Origin of the sequence: Sorangium sp. So ce836, from assembly GCF_028553905.1 — a bacterium.
In the GTDB taxonomy this organism is placed as follows: Bacteria; Myxococcota_A; Polyangia; order Polyangiales; family Polyangiaceae; genus Sorangium; species Sorangium cellulosum_D.
Map to the genome: position 1 here is coordinate 31,058 of NZ_CP102233.1, position 17,092 is coordinate 48,149.

13 protein-coding genes and 1 tRNA gene are annotated in these 17,092 nt (G+C 71.2%); 5 read left to right on the top strand and 9 right to left on the bottom strand.

Translation table 11 applies throughout. The annotated features are described in order from the left end of the window. Positions 1 to 118: 118 nt before the first annotated feature. On the top strand, positions 119 to 730 hold the full coding sequence (locus NQZ70_RS00105; RefSeq protein WP_129572386.1) for a zinc-ribbon domain containing protein: 612 nt from the start codon (positions 119 to 121) through the stop codon (positions 728 to 730). A 70-nt stretch (positions 731 to 800) separates the two neighbouring features. Here the strand turns inward: NQZ70_RS00105 and NQZ70_RS00110 are convergent, their stop codons facing one another. The 3 genes from NQZ70_RS00110 to NQZ70_RS00120 form a co-directional block, all read right to left on the bottom strand. Next, entirely contained in the window at positions 801 to 2,696 is a 1,896-nt protein-coding gene (locus tag NQZ70_RS00110; RefSeq protein WP_129572387.1) for a serine/threonine-protein kinase, read from the bottom strand. A gap of 181 nt (positions 2,697 to 2,877) precedes the next feature. After that, positions 2,878 to 3,720 carry an HAD hydrolase family protein gene (locus NQZ70_RS00115; protein ID WP_129572388.1) on the bottom strand — a complete coding sequence of 281 codons (843 nt, stop codon included), beginning with the start codon at positions 3,718 to 3,720 and terminating at the stop codon, positions 2,878 to 2,880. Between the two features lie 10 nt (positions 3,721 to 3,730). After that, positions 3,731 to 4,930, bottom strand: a complete 1,200-nt coding sequence (locus tag NQZ70_RS00120) for a class I SAM-dependent rRNA methyltransferase (RefSeq protein WP_165373718.1) — start codon at positions 4,928 to 4,930, stop codon at positions 3,731 to 3,733. Between the two features lie 578 nt (positions 4,931 to 5,508). On the opposite strand from NQZ70_RS00120, the gene NQZ70_RS00125 reads away from it, so the two are divergent. After that, positions 5,509 to 6,096 (top strand): outer membrane beta-barrel protein, encoded by a 588-nt coding sequence (locus NQZ70_RS00125; protein WP_129572389.1) that lies wholly within the window; start codon positions 5,509 to 5,511, stop codon positions 6,094 to 6,096. A gap of 238 nt (positions 6,097 to 6,334) precedes the next feature. Beyond that, positions 6,335 to 8,104: an apolipoprotein N-acyltransferase gene (gene lnt, locus NQZ70_RS00130; protein ID WP_129572390.1), complete on the top strand. Its 1,770-nt coding sequence runs from the start codon at positions 6,335 to 6,337 to the stop codon at positions 8,102 to 8,104. Here the strand turns inward: lnt and NQZ70_RS00135 are convergent. The 5 genes from NQZ70_RS00135 to NQZ70_RS00155 all read right to left on the bottom strand — a co-directional run bounded on the left by NQZ70_RS00135 (position 8,091) and on the right by NQZ70_RS00155 (position 13,332). Then, positions 8,091 to 8,399: an HU family DNA-binding protein gene (locus tag NQZ70_RS00135; protein WP_020464737.1), complete on the bottom strand. Its 309-nt coding sequence runs from the start codon at positions 8,397 to 8,399 to the stop codon at positions 8,091 to 8,093. The two genes, lnt and NQZ70_RS00135, sit on opposite strands and share 14 nt — an antisense overlap. A gap of 64 nt (positions 8,400 to 8,463) precedes the next feature. After that, entirely contained in the window at positions 8,464 to 9,003 is a 540-nt protein-coding gene (gene ybeY, locus NQZ70_RS00140) for an rRNA maturation RNase YbeY (protein ID WP_237244885.1), read from the bottom strand. A 77-nt stretch (positions 9,004 to 9,080) separates the two neighbouring features. After that, entirely contained in the window at positions 9,081 to 9,731 is a 651-nt protein-coding gene (fsa, locus tag NQZ70_RS00145; protein ID WP_129572392.1) for a fructose-6-phosphate aldolase, read from the bottom strand. Positions 9,732 to 9,883: 152 nt separating this feature from the next. After that, the gene (gene secA, locus NQZ70_RS00150) at positions 9,884 to 12,919 is read right to left on the bottom strand and encodes a preprotein translocase subunit SecA (RefSeq protein ID WP_129572393.1); all 3,036 of its coding nucleotides are present in this window, start codon (positions 12,917 to 12,919) and stop codon (positions 9,884 to 9,886) included. A gap of 328 nt (positions 12,920 to 13,247) precedes the next feature. Next, positions 13,248 to 13,332: transfer RNA gene (locus NQZ70_RS00155), tRNA-Leu, on the bottom strand. Between the two features lie 547 nt (positions 13,333 to 13,879). Between NQZ70_RS00155 and NQZ70_RS00160 the strand changes: the two genes are divergently transcribed. After that, positions 13,880 to 14,518 (top strand): response regulator, encoded by a 639-nt coding sequence (locus NQZ70_RS00160; RefSeq protein ID WP_237244886.1) that lies wholly within the window; start codon positions 13,880 to 13,882, stop codon positions 14,516 to 14,518. Here NQZ70_RS00160 and NQZ70_RS00165 read toward each other — a convergent pair. Next, positions 14,472 to 15,221 carry a Crp/Fnr family transcriptional regulator gene (locus NQZ70_RS00165; RefSeq protein ID WP_129572395.1) on the bottom strand — a complete coding sequence of 250 codons (750 nt, stop codon included), beginning with the start codon at positions 15,219 to 15,221 and terminating at the stop codon, positions 14,472 to 14,474. The genes NQZ70_RS00160 and NQZ70_RS00165 overlap by 47 nt on opposite strands. Positions 15,222 to 15,566: 345 nt before the next feature. Between NQZ70_RS00165 and rpoN the strand changes: the two genes are divergently transcribed. Next, positions 15,567 to 17,087, top strand: a complete 1,521-nt coding sequence (gene rpoN, locus NQZ70_RS00170) for an RNA polymerase factor sigma-54 (protein ID WP_129572396.1) — start codon at positions 15,567 to 15,569, stop codon at positions 17,085 to 17,087. Positions 17,088 to 17,092: the final 5 nt, after the last annotated feature.

Here is a 17,092-nt window from a genome sequence, read left to right on the forward strand (position 1 = left end):
GTAAATTGCGCATCTCCGGCGCAGCGGGGCCGCTCCCGGGCGCTCTCGTTTACCCCAGTCACCCGAGCACCCGAGCCCGTGAGCCTGCGAGGCCCGTCGGCCTGACGAAAGAGGAATCATGGAACAGCATCGAGACGAGCACATTGTCTGCGCGAGCTGCGGCACGTCGTTCCTATTCTCGGCTGCGGAAGCCGCCGTCTACGCCGAGCGGAGGCTCGCGGCCCCGCCGAAGCGGTGCCGGACCTGCCGCCGCGCGCGCAAGGACAACCGAGGGGAGCACGAGAGCGCGTCGACGGCCCGCGCGGCGCAGCACCAGCGCCCTGGGCCGGCCCGGAGCGCCGGCGGCGGGTACCGCGGCGCGGCGCGCGGCGACGGTCGGCCTCGAAAGCCCCGCTACACGGGCGACGTGAACGAGTACCGCAGCCCGATGCAGGACGCGTACTCGGGGCTCTCGCCCGCGTGGACGGTGCCGAGCAACTATCCGCGCCGTCCGCGCGGCGGCGCGCCCGTCCGCGACGACGGCAACTACCGCGCGCCGTCGTTCGCCGGCGAGCGCCGTGCTCCCGCGCAGGGCAGCGGCGCGGCGCAGCCGCCGCGCGCGCCGCGCAACCGTCCGACGTTCTCGATCACCTGCAAGTCGTGCGGCTCCGAGGGCGAGGTCCCGTTCAAGCCGGTCGAGGGCCGCGACGTGTTCTGTCAGGCGTGCTACCGCGCGCGCAAGCCTTCCTGAAGACCCCGCCAGCGCAGCTGCGAGCGCGCAGAGGTCCGGCCATCGTAGGCCGGACCTCTGGCGGACGGAGCTAGAGGCTGATCTCGCAGGCGAGCTCGGAGGTGAAGCCGAGCTCGCCGAGCGTGATCGTGACCTTCACGCCCCCGCCGGACGCGCGCCGCGCCGTCTCCTCGACCATCCCCACGACCCACAGCCGGAGCGGCAGCGAGGCGGGGTCGAAGTCGCCGATGTGGAGCGTCACCCGCCCGGTCGGCCCGGTGGCCACGCGCCACGAGCCGAACGTGAAGAGCCGCGACCAGATCGAGGTCCCGCGGCGCATGAGCGACGCGATGTCGGTCAGCGGGCGGGCGAACAACGTGCGCACGAGGCTGTGCAGCTCGCCGCCGACGCCGAGCCTCCCGATGTCGCGCCAGCGCTCGAGATCGCGCAGGACCAGCGACGTCGCGAGCTCCATGTACGCGTCGAGCGCCTCGAGGTCGTATCCGACGAGCGCGTTGATCGAGTCGTGCTTGAAGTCGTCGGCGTAGCGGAGCGGCATCTGCGCGACGACCTCGTCGCGCGCGCTCCTCCCGTACTCGTCGACGATGGTGCGGTCGACGCTCCGCAGGACGGGGCCGCGCACCTGGTACTGCCCCCCCGCGAAGCGCGCCGGCAGCGGCCGGACCGGGGTGACGTTGGGCCGCCGCGTGTCGCGCTGCCGGTTGATGAGGGCGCCGAAGTCGGCGCTGCGCACGGTCGGCTCGGCCCGGAGGCCGAGGTCGGCGCTGCGCACCGTGGGGAGCGACTCGCCGCGCTGCGAGAGCAGGGTGGGCTCCGAGCCGCGGCTCCGCAGCGCGTTCGAGAGCGTCGCGCCGGGCGCGGGCTTCGCCGGCTCGGACGACGGCCGCATGACGGGCGGCGGCTCGGTGACGCGGCTGCCCGACACGAGCGGCGGCGAGATGCGCATCGGCGGCGCGGGGCTCACGTCGAACGACGTGCCCGCGCGCGAGCGGTCGCGCGAGGACGAGAGCCGATCGCGCTCGTTGTCCGACGCGTTCCCGAGGCTCAGGGCCATCCGCCGCTGCACGTTGATGAGCCGGCCGAGCGCCGCCGTCCGCCGCGGCGGCTCGGGCGCGACGCGCTCGAGCTCGCGGACGACGTCGCCGGCTGTCTGGAAGCGCTTCGCGGGATCCTTCTGCAAGAGCCGCTGCACGATCGCCTCGAGCCGCGGGTCGACGGTCACGCCCGCCGAGGCGAGCGTCGGCACCTCCGCGTGCACGACGCGGAACGCCGTCGCCACGGCGGTCGGCGCGCGGAACGGCCGCGTGCCCGTGAGCACCTCGTACAGCAGGACGCCCACCGAGAAGAGATCGCTGCGCCCGTCGAGCGGCGACTCCCCCGTGGCCTGCTCCGGCGACAGGTAGTCCGGCGTCCCGAAGACGACGCCCGTGCGCGTCCGCGGCGAGGGGCCGTCGGAGTCGAGCACCTTGGCGATGCCGAAATCGAGCAGCCGGACGACGGCCGATCCGCGGCTCGGATCGAAGGCGATGAAGATGTTCTCGGGCTTGAGATCGCGGTGGATGATCCCGGCGCGGTGCGCGGCGTCGAGCGCCTCCAGCACCGGGATCGCGACCCCGACGGCGGCCTCCATGTCGAGGCGGCCGAAGCGCGCGAGCGCCATGCCCAGCGACTCGCCGTCGAGGTGCTCCATCACGATGTACGGACCGAGCTCGCCGACGCCCGCGTCGATCACGTCGACGATGTTCGGGTGGCGGATCCGGTTGACCGCCTGCGCTTCCTGGAAGAACCGGTGGGAGAGCTCCGAGTTGTCCGCCAGCTCGGGGTGGAGGAATTTGATCGCAACGGCGCGACCTGCGAGCACGTGCTCCGCCCGGAACACGTCGCCCATGCCGCCCCCGCCGATGCGCTCCGCGAGGCGGTACTTGTTGTCGACGAGGAGGCCGGGGGTCGGGGGTCGAAACGCCATCTGCTGCCGCTGGCGGGCGAGGGACCAAGGTCATGGTCCCCGAGAACACGCGCCCCTGTAAAGGGTTGGGAGGCACGCCCCTCCCGAAAGCTCGATCCTATTCCTTTGGGTTGCGTCGCGGCTAGGCTACCTGCTCCAGGTGTGGGGCGGATCGCACGCGAGGCCCTTGCGCGCGGGCAGATCACGGTTCAGGTGCATTCTTCCGCAGTTCGGCGATCCGGCCGGCGATCTCCGCGAACCCGCGGCCCATGGGCTGGGAGGCCACGAACCGCGGCGGCACCGACAGCTTGCCGAGGTGGGCGCGCACGTTGGCTACGCCGAAGGTCAACGCAAATGCAGCGAAGGCGACGCCGTCGTTGCCGCTGTCGCCCACGAAGGCGTAGCGGTGCCGCGCGCGGGTCGGATCCTCGCCGAACCGGCTCGAGAGCAGGCGCACGGCGCCCGTCGCCTTGTCGGACGGGTCGCGGGTGAGGTGGAGGTGGACGCTCGAGACGAGCGTCCTCACCCCCCGCTCGCGCAGCTCGGCGCGCATCCTCTGCACGTCCTCCGGCGGGACGCGCCGGTGCTCGCCGATGTCGATGGTGACATCGGTCACCCTCTGGTCGTTGTCGTCTGCGAGCGCCGCCGCGGGAAAACGACGCACCATGTCATCGGCGAGCGCGACGAGCTCGGCCCGACGGGCCCGCCGCGCGCCGCGGTCGAGCGCGTCGAGCGTGACGACGCGGCTCGCGCCGGCGGTCGGGGCGAGCGCTTCTCCGGGGCCGGCCCGCTCGCGGACCAGCGCGACGGCGCCGTTCTCGACGATCGTCGCGTCGATCGGCCATTGCCGCTGGATCACCTCGCCCCATCCGGCGGGCCTGCCGGTGCAGGCGATCAACGCGAGGCCCGTCTCGCGCAGACGGAAGATCGCTCCGTAGGCGGATTCGGTCAGGGCGCCGTGATCCAGCACGGTGTCGTCGAGGTCGAAGATCACCCCGGCGAGGCCGCGCGCGGCGTCGGGGGTCAAGAGGGAGAGCGGGTCCATCGGTCGATCGTCAGAGCGCGTCGACGCGCGCGATGAGGCTCTTCAGGTAGAGCCCTTCGGGGAAGGCCGCGGGGACGGGGTGGTCGCCCCCCTGGAAGTGCCGGTCGAACACCGCCGCCTGCATGCGGGCGTCGCGCGCGCCGAGGGCGAGCACCCGGGTCAGGTCGTCGAGGCTCACGGCGCTGGAGCAGGAGCAGAGCACGAGGATGCCGCCCGGCCGCGTGGCGCGGCACGCCCCGGACGCGAGGCGCCGGTAGGCGGTGAGCGCGGCGTCCTTGGAGGCGCGCGTGCCCGCGAGCTTCGGCGGGTCGCAGATGACGAGGTCGAAGCCCCCCTGCCTCGACGCGTTCTGCAGCGCCTTGCGGGCGTCGTCGCGCGTGAACTTGATCCGGTCGAGCAGCCCGTTCTCCCGCGCGCACTCCGCCCCGACCTCGAGCGCCGTCGCGCTCTCGTCGATCGCGAGGACCTCGCTCGCCCCGCCGCGGGCCGCCGCCATGGCGAAGGTGCCGACGAAGCAGAACGCGTCGAGCACGCGCCGGTTGTGGGCGAGCTGCTCCACGCGGGTCCGCAGCGTACGCTGGTCCAGGTAGAACCCGGTCTTGTGGCCGAGCGCGAGCGGGATCGTGTACCGCAGCCCTCGCTCGACGAACCGCAGCTGATCGAGCCCGAAGTCGCCGCGCACCACGCCGGCGTCGGCGGTGAACCCCTCGAGCTTCGCGAGCGACTCCGGCGTCCTGTCCACGATCGCGCGCGGCGAGAGCGCGGCCTGGAGGGCGTCGAAGATCACGCCCTCGCGGCGCTTGATCCCGATCGTCCCGAGCTGCACGACCGCCGTGTCGCCGAACAGGTCGACGATGAGCCCGGGCAGCCCGTCCCCCTCCGCGTGGATCAGCCGGAAGGCGTCGGTCTCGTGGCCGGGCGCCCGGGCGGGCAGGCCGAGCTCGCGGCGGTGCGCGATGGCGCGCTCGATCCGGTGCCGGAACAGGGCCGCGTCGATCGGCCTGTCCTCGCGCGTGTACATGCGCACCGGGATGGCCGAGCGGGGGGTGTAGAGCCCGCGGCCGAGCACGCTGCCGTACGGGTCGGTGACCACGACCTCATCGCCGGCCACGGCGCCGCCCTCGATGCGCGCGATCGCCTGAGCGAACACCCAGGGATGCCCCGACCACACCGGCCGAACATGACCCTGCTTCAACGTAACCGTAGGCATGATGAACCCGATTGCTCTCGATGGTGGCGGGGCTGCCGACGGGGCGGCCGCGCCGTGACGTTTGCCGTGGGAGCTAGTACCCTGCGGGACGGCGCGCGTGTGAACCTTCCGCCACAGCGCGCCGTGGCGGCCGATGCACGCCGGCGTGCTTCATGGCCATGGTGACGCCAATCCCGCGAGATGGTCGATGGCATCCCGGTTGCTAACTTCCCTGCACCGAAGAGGAGTCGCCCGATGCGCCGTTGCTTGACCCATGCCCTTGTTGCCGTGGCGATGACCGCGCCGATGAGCGCGCTTGCGCAGGAGAACAACAACTGTCCTCCCGGCGCGTGGTTCTGTGAGGAAGTGGAGCCGCCCAGCGATCCCGCTGAGCCGCCGCCCGCCGCCGCTGCCGAGCCCCCCCCGGACGAGGCGCTGCCCCCCCACCGCCGGCCCCACCCCCGCCGCGGGGCAGGCGCGGGACCCGTCCGGCCCCGCCCCCGGTCGTCGTCTACCAGACCTCGCCTTCCGGCCCGCCGCCGCAGGTCATCGTCGTGACGCCCGGGTCCGCTCCCCCGCCGCGCGTGGTCGTGCGCCGCATGACCCCGCCCGCTCCGCCGCCGCCGCCGAAGCTGCGCTGGCGCCGCCAGTGGGGCGTCAACTTCCGCCTCCAGGGCCTCATGATGGGCCGCGAGCACGGCGGCGCGGAGGAGGCCGGCATGGGCGGCGTCGGGATCAGCCTGCGTTACCGGCCCGTCCCCGCGTTCGCGCTCGACCTCGGCGCCGACCTCCTCGCGGGCACCGACTACAACGGTCACGAGCGGACGGAAGTGCCGCTCTCGCTGAGCGGGATGCTGTTCGTCAACCCGCGCAGCCGCACGCAGTTCTACTTCACGGGCGGCCTGAACATGTCGCACGCCGAGGTCGAGCGACCCTGGGGCGAGGCCGCGGCCAGCGGCGAGGAGTTCGTTCCGAACACCGAGTACGACTACTTCGGCGTGCACGGCGGCATCGGCCTCGAGTTCCGGCTCTCCCCCCGCCTCGCCCTGAACATCGATGCGCTCGGGTTCGTGCGCAGCCGCACGGACGACGGCGTCGTCCCCGAGTTCAGGGATCCCGACACCGGACGCACGACCGACACGTCGGGCGGGGGACTCTTCCGCGGTGGGCTCACCGTCTACTGGTGAGCGTATCGCTCTAGGCCCTCACCGGCGAACGTCGCGAACGGGCCGGAGCCTGGGCAGAGCGAACGACGACTGCTGCGGGCTCGCGAGCGAGCTCTACGGACGGCTCGCGCCGTGCAGCAGCTCGTCAGACAAGGCCTCGCCTCCTGTCCGCCCTGACCGTGCGGGGCTCGCGCCGGCTTCGATCTCCTCGGGCGGCCGCCGGGATCCCGGCGGCTCCTACGCGGTATAACGCCGCATCGTGCCCCAGGCCTCGACCCGACGCGCGCTTCGCGGCCGCGCCCCGCTGCTCCTCTCCGTCATCGGCGGCGCGACGTTCGCCCTCACGGCCCCGCCCACGGATCTCTATCCCGCCGTCATCGCCGGCCTCGCCCTGCTGGCGGCCGCCGTGCACGACGCCCCGACGTTCTGGCGCGCGTTCGGGCGCGGCGCTGCCTGGGGGACCGCGGCGGGCATCGTGGGCCTGCGCTTCGTGCCGGAGGTGATCCAGCGCTTCACGTCGCTCGGCGCGCCGGCCTCCTATCTCGCGCTCGTCCTGCTCGCGGCCGCCCAGTCGCTGGTCTGGGCGGTCTGCGGCGGCATCACGAGCGTGCTCCTCCGGCGCCTGCGCGCCCCGATCGAGCTCGCCTTCGCGACGGGCGTGTTCGCCGCCGTGGCCCTCCCGACGGTCTTCGGCTGGACGCCGGCGGGCCTCATGAGCCCGTGGCCGGCGCTCGTGCAGCTCGCCGACCTCATCGGCGAGCGCGGCGTGTCGGCCCTGTTCGCCGTGGGGGCCGCCCTGCTCGCCCGCGCGGGGCTGGCGGCCGTCGGGGTTGCGCCCGGCGGGCATCCGCTGGCGCCCGCGCCGGAGCCGCGGTCCGCCCGCCGTCGACAGCGCCGCGCGATCCTCTACCCGGCGCTCGCGAGCGCCGCGCTGTTCGGCGGGCTCGCAGCCCACGGCGCGCTCCGGATGGCCGCGGTGGAGCGCGCCAGCGCGGGCCTGCCGACGGCGCGCGTGGCGCTCGTCAACCAGGCCGTGGGGCCTCACGAGCGCTGGCAGACGAAGAACCACCCGCGGATCCTGCGCACGTTGCACGAGCTCACCCGGAAGGCCGAGGCCGGCGGCGCCGAGCTCACGCTCTGGCCCGAGGCGGCGTATCCGTACCCCCTCCCGCACAGCGCCCGGCAGGCGCCGCGCGGCGGCCGAGCGATCCTCGGGCCCGGCGTCCGCGGTCCGGTCCTCGCCGGGCTCATCACCCAGGCGACGCCCGTGAAGGCCGACGACGGCGTGGAGGAACGGAACAGCTACAACTCCGCGACCCTCGTGCTCCCCGACGGGAGCATGCAGCCGACCCAGGACAAGCTGCAGCTGCTCTGGTTCGGCGAGACGGTCCCGGGCGGCGCCTACCTGCCCTGGCTGCGGCGCATCTTCCAGAAGAGCGGCGGGCTCGTCCCGGGGGCGGAGCCGCGCGCGCTCACGCTTCCCCGGGAGCAGGGGCCCGCGCTCCGTATCGGGGTGCTCAACTGCTACGAGGACACGCTCACCGGGGTGGGGCGGCGGATCACCGGAGCGCTCGCCCCGAACCTCCTCGTCAACATCACGAACGACGCATGGTTCACCGGAAGCGCCGAGCCCGAGCTGCACGCGCGGCTCGCGGTCATGCGCGCCGTCGAGCTGCGCCGCGATCTCGTGCGCGCCGTGAACCTCGGTGTCGTGTCGTGGATCGACGCCCGCGGCGTGGTGCGCGGCCGGGACGAGAGCGCTGCGCCGGGGGTGACCTTCGCGACCCCGGCCGTCAGGGATACTCCGCTGACGCTCTACACCCGCCTGGGCGACGCCCCGCTGGCGGCGCTGCTCGCCCTCGCGATCGTCGCGTGCGCGCTCAGGGCACGGCGCTCCACGGCGAAAGCATCGCCCGAAGCTCGGGGCGCCGCCGCGGGGGCGGGCCCAGTCCCTGGACCTCCGGAGCTCGCGTCGCCGGATGCGGCCGCGCAAGCCGCGGCCACCGACGCGCCGCTCAGCCGTCCTTGAGCGCCTTGACGGGCGCCGCGCGGAGCTTGCGGCTCGCGGGCTTGCCCTTGATGGTCATCGGCTGCTTCGTGAACGGATTGATGCCTTCCCGGTCCTGCGTCGCCGGGATCTCCTTCGCCTTGATCTTCACGAGGCCCGGGACCGTGACCTCGCCAGGCCCCTCCGGACCGAGCTCCTTCTTCACCAGCTCGCTGAGCGCATCGAGCACGCTGGCCACGGACTTCTTGTCGAGGTTGGTGGCCTCGGCAAGACCGACGATCATCTGCGCCTTGGTCAGCTTGTTCGAACCGGGCATGTTTCCTCCAAGTCGAAAGGGGGCGTCCGTTTAACAAGCGAGGTTTCGCATCGCAAGGGATAAGTCATTGCGCCCCCGTCTTATTCGGTCTCGCGACGCCGCTGCGAGGCCGGATTCCAGTGAGACTGCTGCCCCGTGACGCCGCGGCGGCCTCGAGCTCCTGGGTCAACGCCGTCATCTCTCGCTCCTCCGCGTCGGTTTTGTGGTCGTAACCGAGCAGGTGGAGCAAGCCGTGCCCGAGCAGCATCGTGATCTCGTCGAGCAGAGGACGTCCGCGCTCGGCTGCTTGCCGGGCGGCCGTGTCGATCGAGACGATCACGTCGCCGAGCAGGCCGTGCCACGCCGACGGATCCACGGGACCTCGCCGGCCGCGCTTGCGCGACATGGCGCCGTTCTGCTCCAGCATGGGGAAGGCGAGGACGTCGGTCGGCTTGTCCTTGCGCCGGTACGTGCGGTTCAGCTCGTGGATGGCCTCGTCGTTCACCAGGGCCACGGAGAGCTCCACGCCCTGCAGGGCGAGGTGGGCGAGCATCTTGCTCGCGCGCCGGCGCACGACCGCCGTCGACACCCCCTTGAAGGGCCCGCCCTGCGTCGTGATGGACACGACCGCGGGGGCCGCCGGGCGGCTCCCGCGTCGCTTCGTTCCCGGGCTTCCCTTGTCCTTCTCGGCCACGAGGTTCGCTATACCAGCTCCGGGATCTTCTTCGCATCCGCCAAGAACTGCGCGAGGCCGACGTCGGTCAGCGGGTGCTTGGTCAGCTGCTTGATGACCTTGAGCGGCATCGTGGCGGCGTGCGAGCCGATCATGGCGGCCTGCACGACGTGGACGGGGTGCCGCACGCTCGCGGTGAGCACCTGCGTCGCGAAGCCGTAGTTCCTGTAGATCGTCACGATCTGCAGGACCAGGTCCATCCCGTCCCCCGCGGCGTCGTCGACCCGGCCGACGAACGGCGAGATGTACGTGGCCCCGGCCTTGGCCGCGAGCAGTGCCTGGGCAGCCGAGAAGCAGAGGGTGACGTTCGTCCGGACGCCCTCGGCGGCGAAGATCCGGACCGCCTTGAGCCCATCGTCGATGAGCGGGACCTTGACCACCACGTTCGGGTGGATCCTGGCGAGCTCGCGGCCCTCCCGGAGGATCGCGTCCCGCTCGACCGCCACCACCTCGGCCGAGACGGGGCCGTCGACCACCTCGCAGATCTCGGCGATCACCTGCCTGGTCGGCCTGCCGCCCTTGGCGAGGAGCGACGGGTTCGTGGTCACGCCGTCGATGACCCCCATCGACTGCGCCTCCCTGATTTCCGCGATATCCCCTGAGTCGATGAACACCTTCATGGTCCTGCCTCCCCGAGCCGACGCGTCGGCCCTCAGGCGGTGTCCATGCGGGGATCAGGCGCCGGAGCAAGGGCCCGGCGCGGGCCCTTTCCGGCGCGTCGCAGGCGCCTTGCGAGCGGGGCGAGCGGGGCGAGCGGGCAAGGCGCGCCGGCTCAGACCGTCGCCTCGTCCTCGGCGCCGTGGCACTTGTTGAACGGCTTGCCGCTGCCGCAGGGGCACTCCTGCTCCTGCGTGACGGCGGGCTGCGGCAGCGCCGCCGCCGGGTTCGCGCCGATCGGGAGCGACTCGTCGTGCTGCGCGACCGCGTCGAGCAGCGCCGCCGCGTGGCGCTGGCGATCCGCCGCCTCGATCTGCGCCTCTTCCTGCTCGGCGCGCCTGACGTTCACGCTGAAGAGCTTCGTGACCACGTTCGAGGAGACGCGGGCCACCATGTTGACGAACATGTTGTAGCCCTCCTTCTTGTACTCCTGCTTCGGGTCCTTCTGCCCGTAGCCGCGAAGGCCGATGCCGTCGCGGAGGTGGTCCATGTCGGTCAGGTGGTCGACCCAGGCCTTGTCGAGCTCCTCCAGGTAGAGGTGCCGGAAGATGCGCAGCGACAGCTCGACCCCGATCTCCTCCTCGCGCTTCTCGTACGCCTTTTCGGCGCGGTCGTAGAGCTCGTGCGCCAGCGCCTCCTGGTCGCCGATATGCGCGACGTCGTCCGGCAGCTCGACGCCGAAGTGCTCGCGGAAGCCCTGGAAGATGCCGCCCCAGTCCCAGTCCTCGGGCGGCTTGCGCGCCGGGCACGACTCCTCGACCATCGCGCCGATGAGCCGGTCCATCAGATCGAGCAGCCGCTCCCGCTGCTCCGTGAGCGCCTGGGGCACGAGCTCGGCGCACTCGTCGTAGATCTCGAGGACCTTGTCGGCGCGCGACTCGAGCTCGACCTTCACGCCCCAGCGCGTGTAGAGCTCGCGCTGCAGGTTCTCGAGCTCGACGAACCGATCCGTCTTCTCGAAGTCCTTCCGCACGATCTCGCGGCGGTTGCCGTCCTCGTCGAGCGGCATCACCGGATCGTTCGCGAACATCCCGAGCAGGTAGCCGACGTCCGGCCGGACGAGCTCCACGATCGACGCGAGCGGCTTGATAGTCCGCTTCTCGCCCGTCGGCTTCCCCTCCTCGTCGAGGATCTCGGGGGAGTAGCGGCCGAGGAGCAGCGACTGGCGCATGTCGTAGATCGTCTTGCGCTGCGCGCTCATCACGTCGTCGTACTCGAGCAGGTTCTTGCGGATGTCGAAGTTGCGCTCCTCGACCTTCTTCTGCGCGTTCTCGACGCTCTTCGTCACCCACGGGTGCTCGATGGGCTCGTCGTCGGGCATGCCCATCCGCTCCATCAGGTTCTTCACCCGATCGCCGGCGAAGATGCGCATGAGGTCGTCCTCGAGGGACAGGTAGAACTTCGACGTCCCGGGGTCGCCCTGGCGGCCGGCGCGGCCGCGCAGCTGGTTGTCGATGCGGCGCGACTCGTGCCGCTCGGTGCCCAGGATGTACAGCCCGCCGAGCTCGCGGATCTCGTTGCCCTCCGCGGTGCACTCCTTCTTGAGCTCCTCGACGAGGGCCTCGAACGCCTCGGGCTCCGCCTCGGGCTGGCGGTTCTGCTCCTTGAACTTGAGCTTCGCGAGCATCTCCGCGTTGCCGCCCAGGATGATGTCCGTCCCGCGCCCGGCCATGTTGGTCGACACCGTGATGGCCCCCTTGCGGCCCGCCTGCGCGACCACGTACGCCTCGTTCTCGTGGTGCTTCGCGTTCAGCACGTTGTGCTTCACGCCGCGCTTGGTCAGGATCCGGCTGATCGCGGTGCTCTTCTCGACGCTCGTCGTGCCCACCAGGATCGGCTGGCCGAGCTCGTGCTTCTCGAGGATCTCGTTGATGACCGCCGTGAATTTCTCCTTCTCGGTCTTGTAGACGAGATCCTCGTAGTCGACGCGGATCACCGGCTTGTTCGTGGGGATGATGACGACGTCGAGCTTGTACGTGCTGTGGAACTCCGCCGCTTCGGTGTCCGCGGTGCCGGTCATCCCGGAGAGCTTCTTGTACAGCCGGAAGAGGTTCTGGAAGGTGATCGTCGCCATCGTCCGGCTCTCCTCCTGGATCCGGACGTTCTCCTTCGCCTCGACGGCCTGGTGCAGGCCGTCCGACCACCTCCGGCCCGCGAGGACGCGGCCGGTGAACTCATCGATGATGAGCACCTTGCCGTCGCGCACCATGTAGTTGACGTCGCGCTTGTAGAGCGTGTGCGCGCGCAGACACTGGTTCAGGATGTGCAGCGTCTCGAGGTTCACCGGGTCATAGAGGTTCGTGCCCTTGAGCACCTTGAGCGCCGCGAGCAGCCGCTCCGCCGTCTCCACGCCCTCGTCGGTCAGCGTCACCGAGTGACCCTTCTCGTCGACGGCGAAGTGCTCCTCGTTCCGGAGCTGGGGGATGACCTCGTTGATCGTGCGGTACTTGTCGCTCGATCGCTCGCCCTGGCCGCTGATGATGAGCGGAGTCCGCGCCTCGTCGATGAGGATGGAGTCGACCTCGTCGACGATCGCGTAATGCAGCGGGCGCTGCGCGTACTCGAGCGCCGAGAACTTCATGTTGTCGCGCAGGTAATCGAAGCCGAACTCGTTGTTCTGGCCGTACGTGATGTCGCAGCGGTACGCCTCGCGCTTCTCCGCGTCGCCCTGCTGGTTGACGACCACGCCGGTCGACAGGCCGAGGAAGCCATAGAGCTTGCCCATCCACTCGGCGTCGCGCCGCGCCAGGTAGTCGTTCACCGTGACGACGTGGACGCCCTTGCCCTCGAGGGCGTTCAGATAGCAGGGGAGCGTCGCGACCAGGGTCTTGCCCTCGCCGGTGCGCATCTCGGCGATGCAGCCGTTGTGCAGCACCATGCCGCCGATGAGCTGCACGTCGTAATGGCGCATCTTGAGCGCGCGCTTCGAGGCCTCGCGGCAGACCGCGAACGCCGGGATCAGGATGTCGTCCAGCGTCGCCCCGTTGGAGAGCTTCTCCTTGAACTCCGCGGTCTTCGCCCGAAGCTCGGCGTCCGAGAGCTTCTGCAGCTCCGGCTCCATCCTGCCGATCGCCTCGACCCGCGGTCGCATGCGGCGGATGGCACGCTCGTGCGAGGTGCCGAAAATCTTCTTCATCGCCCAAGTGAACATCTTTACGTGCCTTGGCTCCGCGGCGGTCAGGTGGGAGGAAAGGGTCCGGCCGAGGAACGCGAACGTAGTCGCGCCGCGGGCGTCGCGCAATTCCGGGACCGCGCGCTCCGTCGACGACGCCGCCGAGGCGATCCCCCCCGCGGCCCGGATGGCGCCGGCCTCCTCCTCCGTCGACGCGCGCCGGCGCGCGCTCGCCCCCGCGCGCCCCGCGGACCACGCCCGCGCACCGGCGACCACGCCCGGACCGAGCCGCCCCGGAGAGCCGTCCCCCCGAAACGACGGGGCGCATCGCGCCGCTGGGCGGTCGAGTCCTCCAGGATTTAAGCCATGGTGCACGAGGGGGGACTCGAACCCCCAAGCCTCGCGGCGCCGGAACCTAAAACCGGTGCGTATACCAATTCCGCCACTCGTGCGCGCGGACGCTTGTGGCACCCTACGCCAGCCTCATCAAGCGGGAAATTCAGTTTGCCGCGGTGCGCCGATCGCGTCAGCGCGGGGTGCGCGAGCGGCCCGGACGTTGGCACCCGCACTGGACGCGGAGCCTGGAGCAGCCGGCGGATCGGCGGACCGCGCCGCCCTGGAGGGGTCGCAAACCTGGGCTGGCCCGTGCGCACGAACCGCGCACCGGCGGGCGTGGGCGGGGTAGGCGAGCCGACAGCATGGGGGCGCGCTCGTCGTCGGGGCGGAGGGGCGCCGCGGAGGGAGCGCGAAATGGGCACAGCGGCGGCCGGGGCTTCGGCGAGGCGACCTCACCGGCGGCGATGCGCGAAAGGGCCGCGTTGACGCCGAGAACCGCGGCCGGCGGGGGCCGGGCGGCGCCGCCGCCGCGCCGTCGGCACGTGCGTTGCGAAGAGGGGGGCCGTCCGCGGACGCGGATGCTGCCGCCGAGCGGTGGGACGCGCGCGCGTCGCCGTCCCCGTCGATGCGGCGCAATTCGACTGCAAGCCGCAGGGAACCCCGATGACGTACCAACCGAACGTTCTCCTCTTCGATCAGGACCCTGTCCTCCGGAGGGCCACGGCGCTCCTCCTCGGCAACCGCGGCGCCCTCGTCAGCCCGGCCGCGACGCTGGAGGAAGCGATCTCCCTCTCGCGCGAGCGCGTCTACGACGTCGCGCTGATCGATCTCGCCCCCGGGACGAAAGGCGCCCGCGAGATCCTGGGCCGCCTGCGGCGCGAGGGCGCGATGCCGCGGCGGATCGTCTTCTGCGCCGAGGAGCCGGTCTCGTGCGGCGGCGCGGACGACGTGAGCGAGGTCCTGCTCAAGCCGTACGCCTTCGGCCGGCTGCTCAGCACGATCTTCGTCGAGCAGAGCCCCCGGCCGTCGACGAGGTCCGGGGTCTTCCCTCGCCTCCGGCTGGTCCGCGGCGGCCTCGCCAGCCCGGAGCGCGGCGCGCCGGGCGATCGAGGCGCGCGCGTCCCCGGCGGAGCCGCGCAGCTCGATACGGCGGCCCGGCCGGCGGAGCCGCGCGAGGACGCCGTCGCGGGGGCGAGCGGCGCCGCCGTCGTCCGGCTGCAGCGCAGGGCCCGCAGCGGCCCCTCCGGGCGGACGATCAGGTCGACGCGGCGCGTGCCGCGAGGTGCGCGCCATCCCGGATGACGATCCGCCGCCGGTCGAACGCGATCAGGCCGGCGCGCTTCAGCTTGCCGAGCAGCAGCGTGACCGTCTCGCGGGTGGACCCGATCAGCAGCGCGATGTCGGCGTGCGTGAACGGGGCCGATACCAGCTGACCCGACGCGTGCGGCCGGCCCCACCGCCGGGCAGCGGCGCGGAGGAAATCGAGCAGGCGCACCTCCACCGTGCAGAGGAGCAGGGAGCCGAGGCGCGCCTCGGTCTCGAGCTTGCGCGAGACGAGCGCCGCGGCGAGCGCCTCGCGGAGCGCGGCGTCGGCGGCGAGCTGCCGCGTGAGCCCGGCGAGCGGCACCACGAGCCCGCTCCCCTCGTCGAGCACGATCGCGCTCTCGGACGCGACCGGCGCGCCCGCGAGCGCGCTCTCGCCCACGAGGTCGCCGGGCCCGCGGTGACCCAGCGGAACGACCCGCCCCTCGGCCACGCGCTCGACCTTCACGCGGCCGGCCCCGAGCAGGATCAGGTGCCTCGGCGGCGCGCCCTGCTGGCAGAGGCACTGCCGGCGCGGAAGCCGCTCGAGCGTGCCGAGATCGAGCAGCGCGCGCCGGCTCGGTGAGGTCAGCTGGGCCAGGGGCGAGCAAGACAGGATCCGCTCCTTCTCGAGATCCTGCGAGGCGTCGTCGCGCACGCCCTCGTTCCCCAGCGCAGGTCCGCGCACCTTCGGCTGTCCCATCGCGGCATCGCCCAATCTTTCGGGATTTCAAGCCTCCCGATCGGGCGCCGATGGTGCAACGATCCGTCGACGGGGGCCACGCCGAACAGGCCGAGGACAGCGCTCCGCACAGGGCGGAGAAATTCTGCCATGGTGGAGCCTGATAACGCGTTCAGCGGTGCAGGACGCAGGTCATGCGCGATTTTTTGGTACAGACGTGAAAGCAAGACCCGGGCCGCTGCCCCGTTCGATGCTACGTTGGGGGTGAGGCCACCAATGAAACACTCGATGGCACGAACCTCGCGCAATGCCCCGGCCCCCGTTCGGCGGGTGGCGCAGGCGGCGAACTGAGAGAAGGAGCTCCTCATGGGCATGGAGATGAAGCTCCAGTTCAAGCTGTCCCAGCAGCTTGTGATGACCCCGCAGCTGGTGCAGGCCATCCGGCTGCTGCAGCTCTCGCGGCTCGAGCTGGTCGACGAGATCAGGAAGGAGCTGGACGGCAACCCGGTCCTCGCGGACGACATGACCGACCCGAAGGCGCGGGACGGGGAGAAGGGGGATCAGAGGGGGAGGAACGCCGATCTGCCGACGGAGCAGCGGCTGGAGAACGGCGAGCGGTTCGACCGAGACACCGACATCGCGGCGCGCGAGACGGAAAAGCGGGTCAAGGAGGTGGACTGGGAGCAATTCCTGGAAAACCGCCAGCTGCAGCAGGCGATGCCCGCGCACCGGGGCGGCTTCGAGGAGCTGCCGCCGATCGACCAGAACCTGACGAAGCCGTCGAACCTGCGCGACCACCTGCTCTGGCAGCTCCAGATGAGCGATTTCGTCGAGAACGAGCGGCAGTTCGCCCTGCTCGTCATCGGCAACCTCGACGAGAAGGGGTACCTCGACCTCAAGGGGGGAGAACGTCCGGACGGCACGAAGGGGCCGGATCTGAGCCTCGCCGACCTGGCGCGGGAGGCGGAGCTGCACCCCGAGGACGCCGAGGAGGTGCTGGCGATGATCCAGCGCTTCGACCCGGTCGGCGTCGCGGCGCGCGACCTGTCGGAGTGCCTGCGGGTCCAGGCCGAGGTGCTCGGCTTCGACGAGATCGAGATGGCGATCATCAAGGACCACCTCCACAACGTGGAGCGGCGCAACTTCCCCGCGATCGCGAAGGCGCTGAAGATCTCGCTGGAGGACGTCTACGACGCGGTCCAGGAGATCCAGAAGCTGGAGAGCGTGCCGGCGCGCAATTTCGCCGAGGTCGACGAGAAGACCATCGCCATCACCCCGGACGTGTACGTCATCAAGGACGGCAGCCAGTTCGTCGTGACCGACAACGACAAGGGGCTCCAGCGGCTGTACATCAACGAGAACCTCGCCCAGCGGATGCTCAAGGATCCGAAGGCGAAGGAGTTCATCAGCGAGAAGCTCCGGAGCGCGCAGTGGCTGATCCGGGCCATCGAGCAGCGGCGGCGCACGATCATCAAGGTGACCGAGTGCATCGTCGAGAAGCAGCGCGAGTTCCTGGAGCGCGGCGTGGGCTACCTGAAGCCCATGATCCTGCGGGACGTCGCCGAGTCGGTGGGCATGCACGAGTCGACCATCTCGCGCGTGACGTCGAACAAGTACGTGCACACGCCCCAGGGGCTCTTCGAGCTCAAGTACTTCTTCAACTCGTCGATCCACAGGGTGGCTGACGAGGACATCGCCTCGGAGAGCGTCAAGCAGGCGATCAAGAAGATCATCCTGGCCGAGGACAAGTCGAACCCCTACAGCGACCAGGCGATCGTCAAGATCCTCGAGGAGACGGACGGCATCAAGATCGCCCGCCGCACCGTGGCCAAGTACCGCGAGATGCTCGGCATCCTGAGCTCGTCGAAGCGCAAGAAGATGTTCTGAGCGGC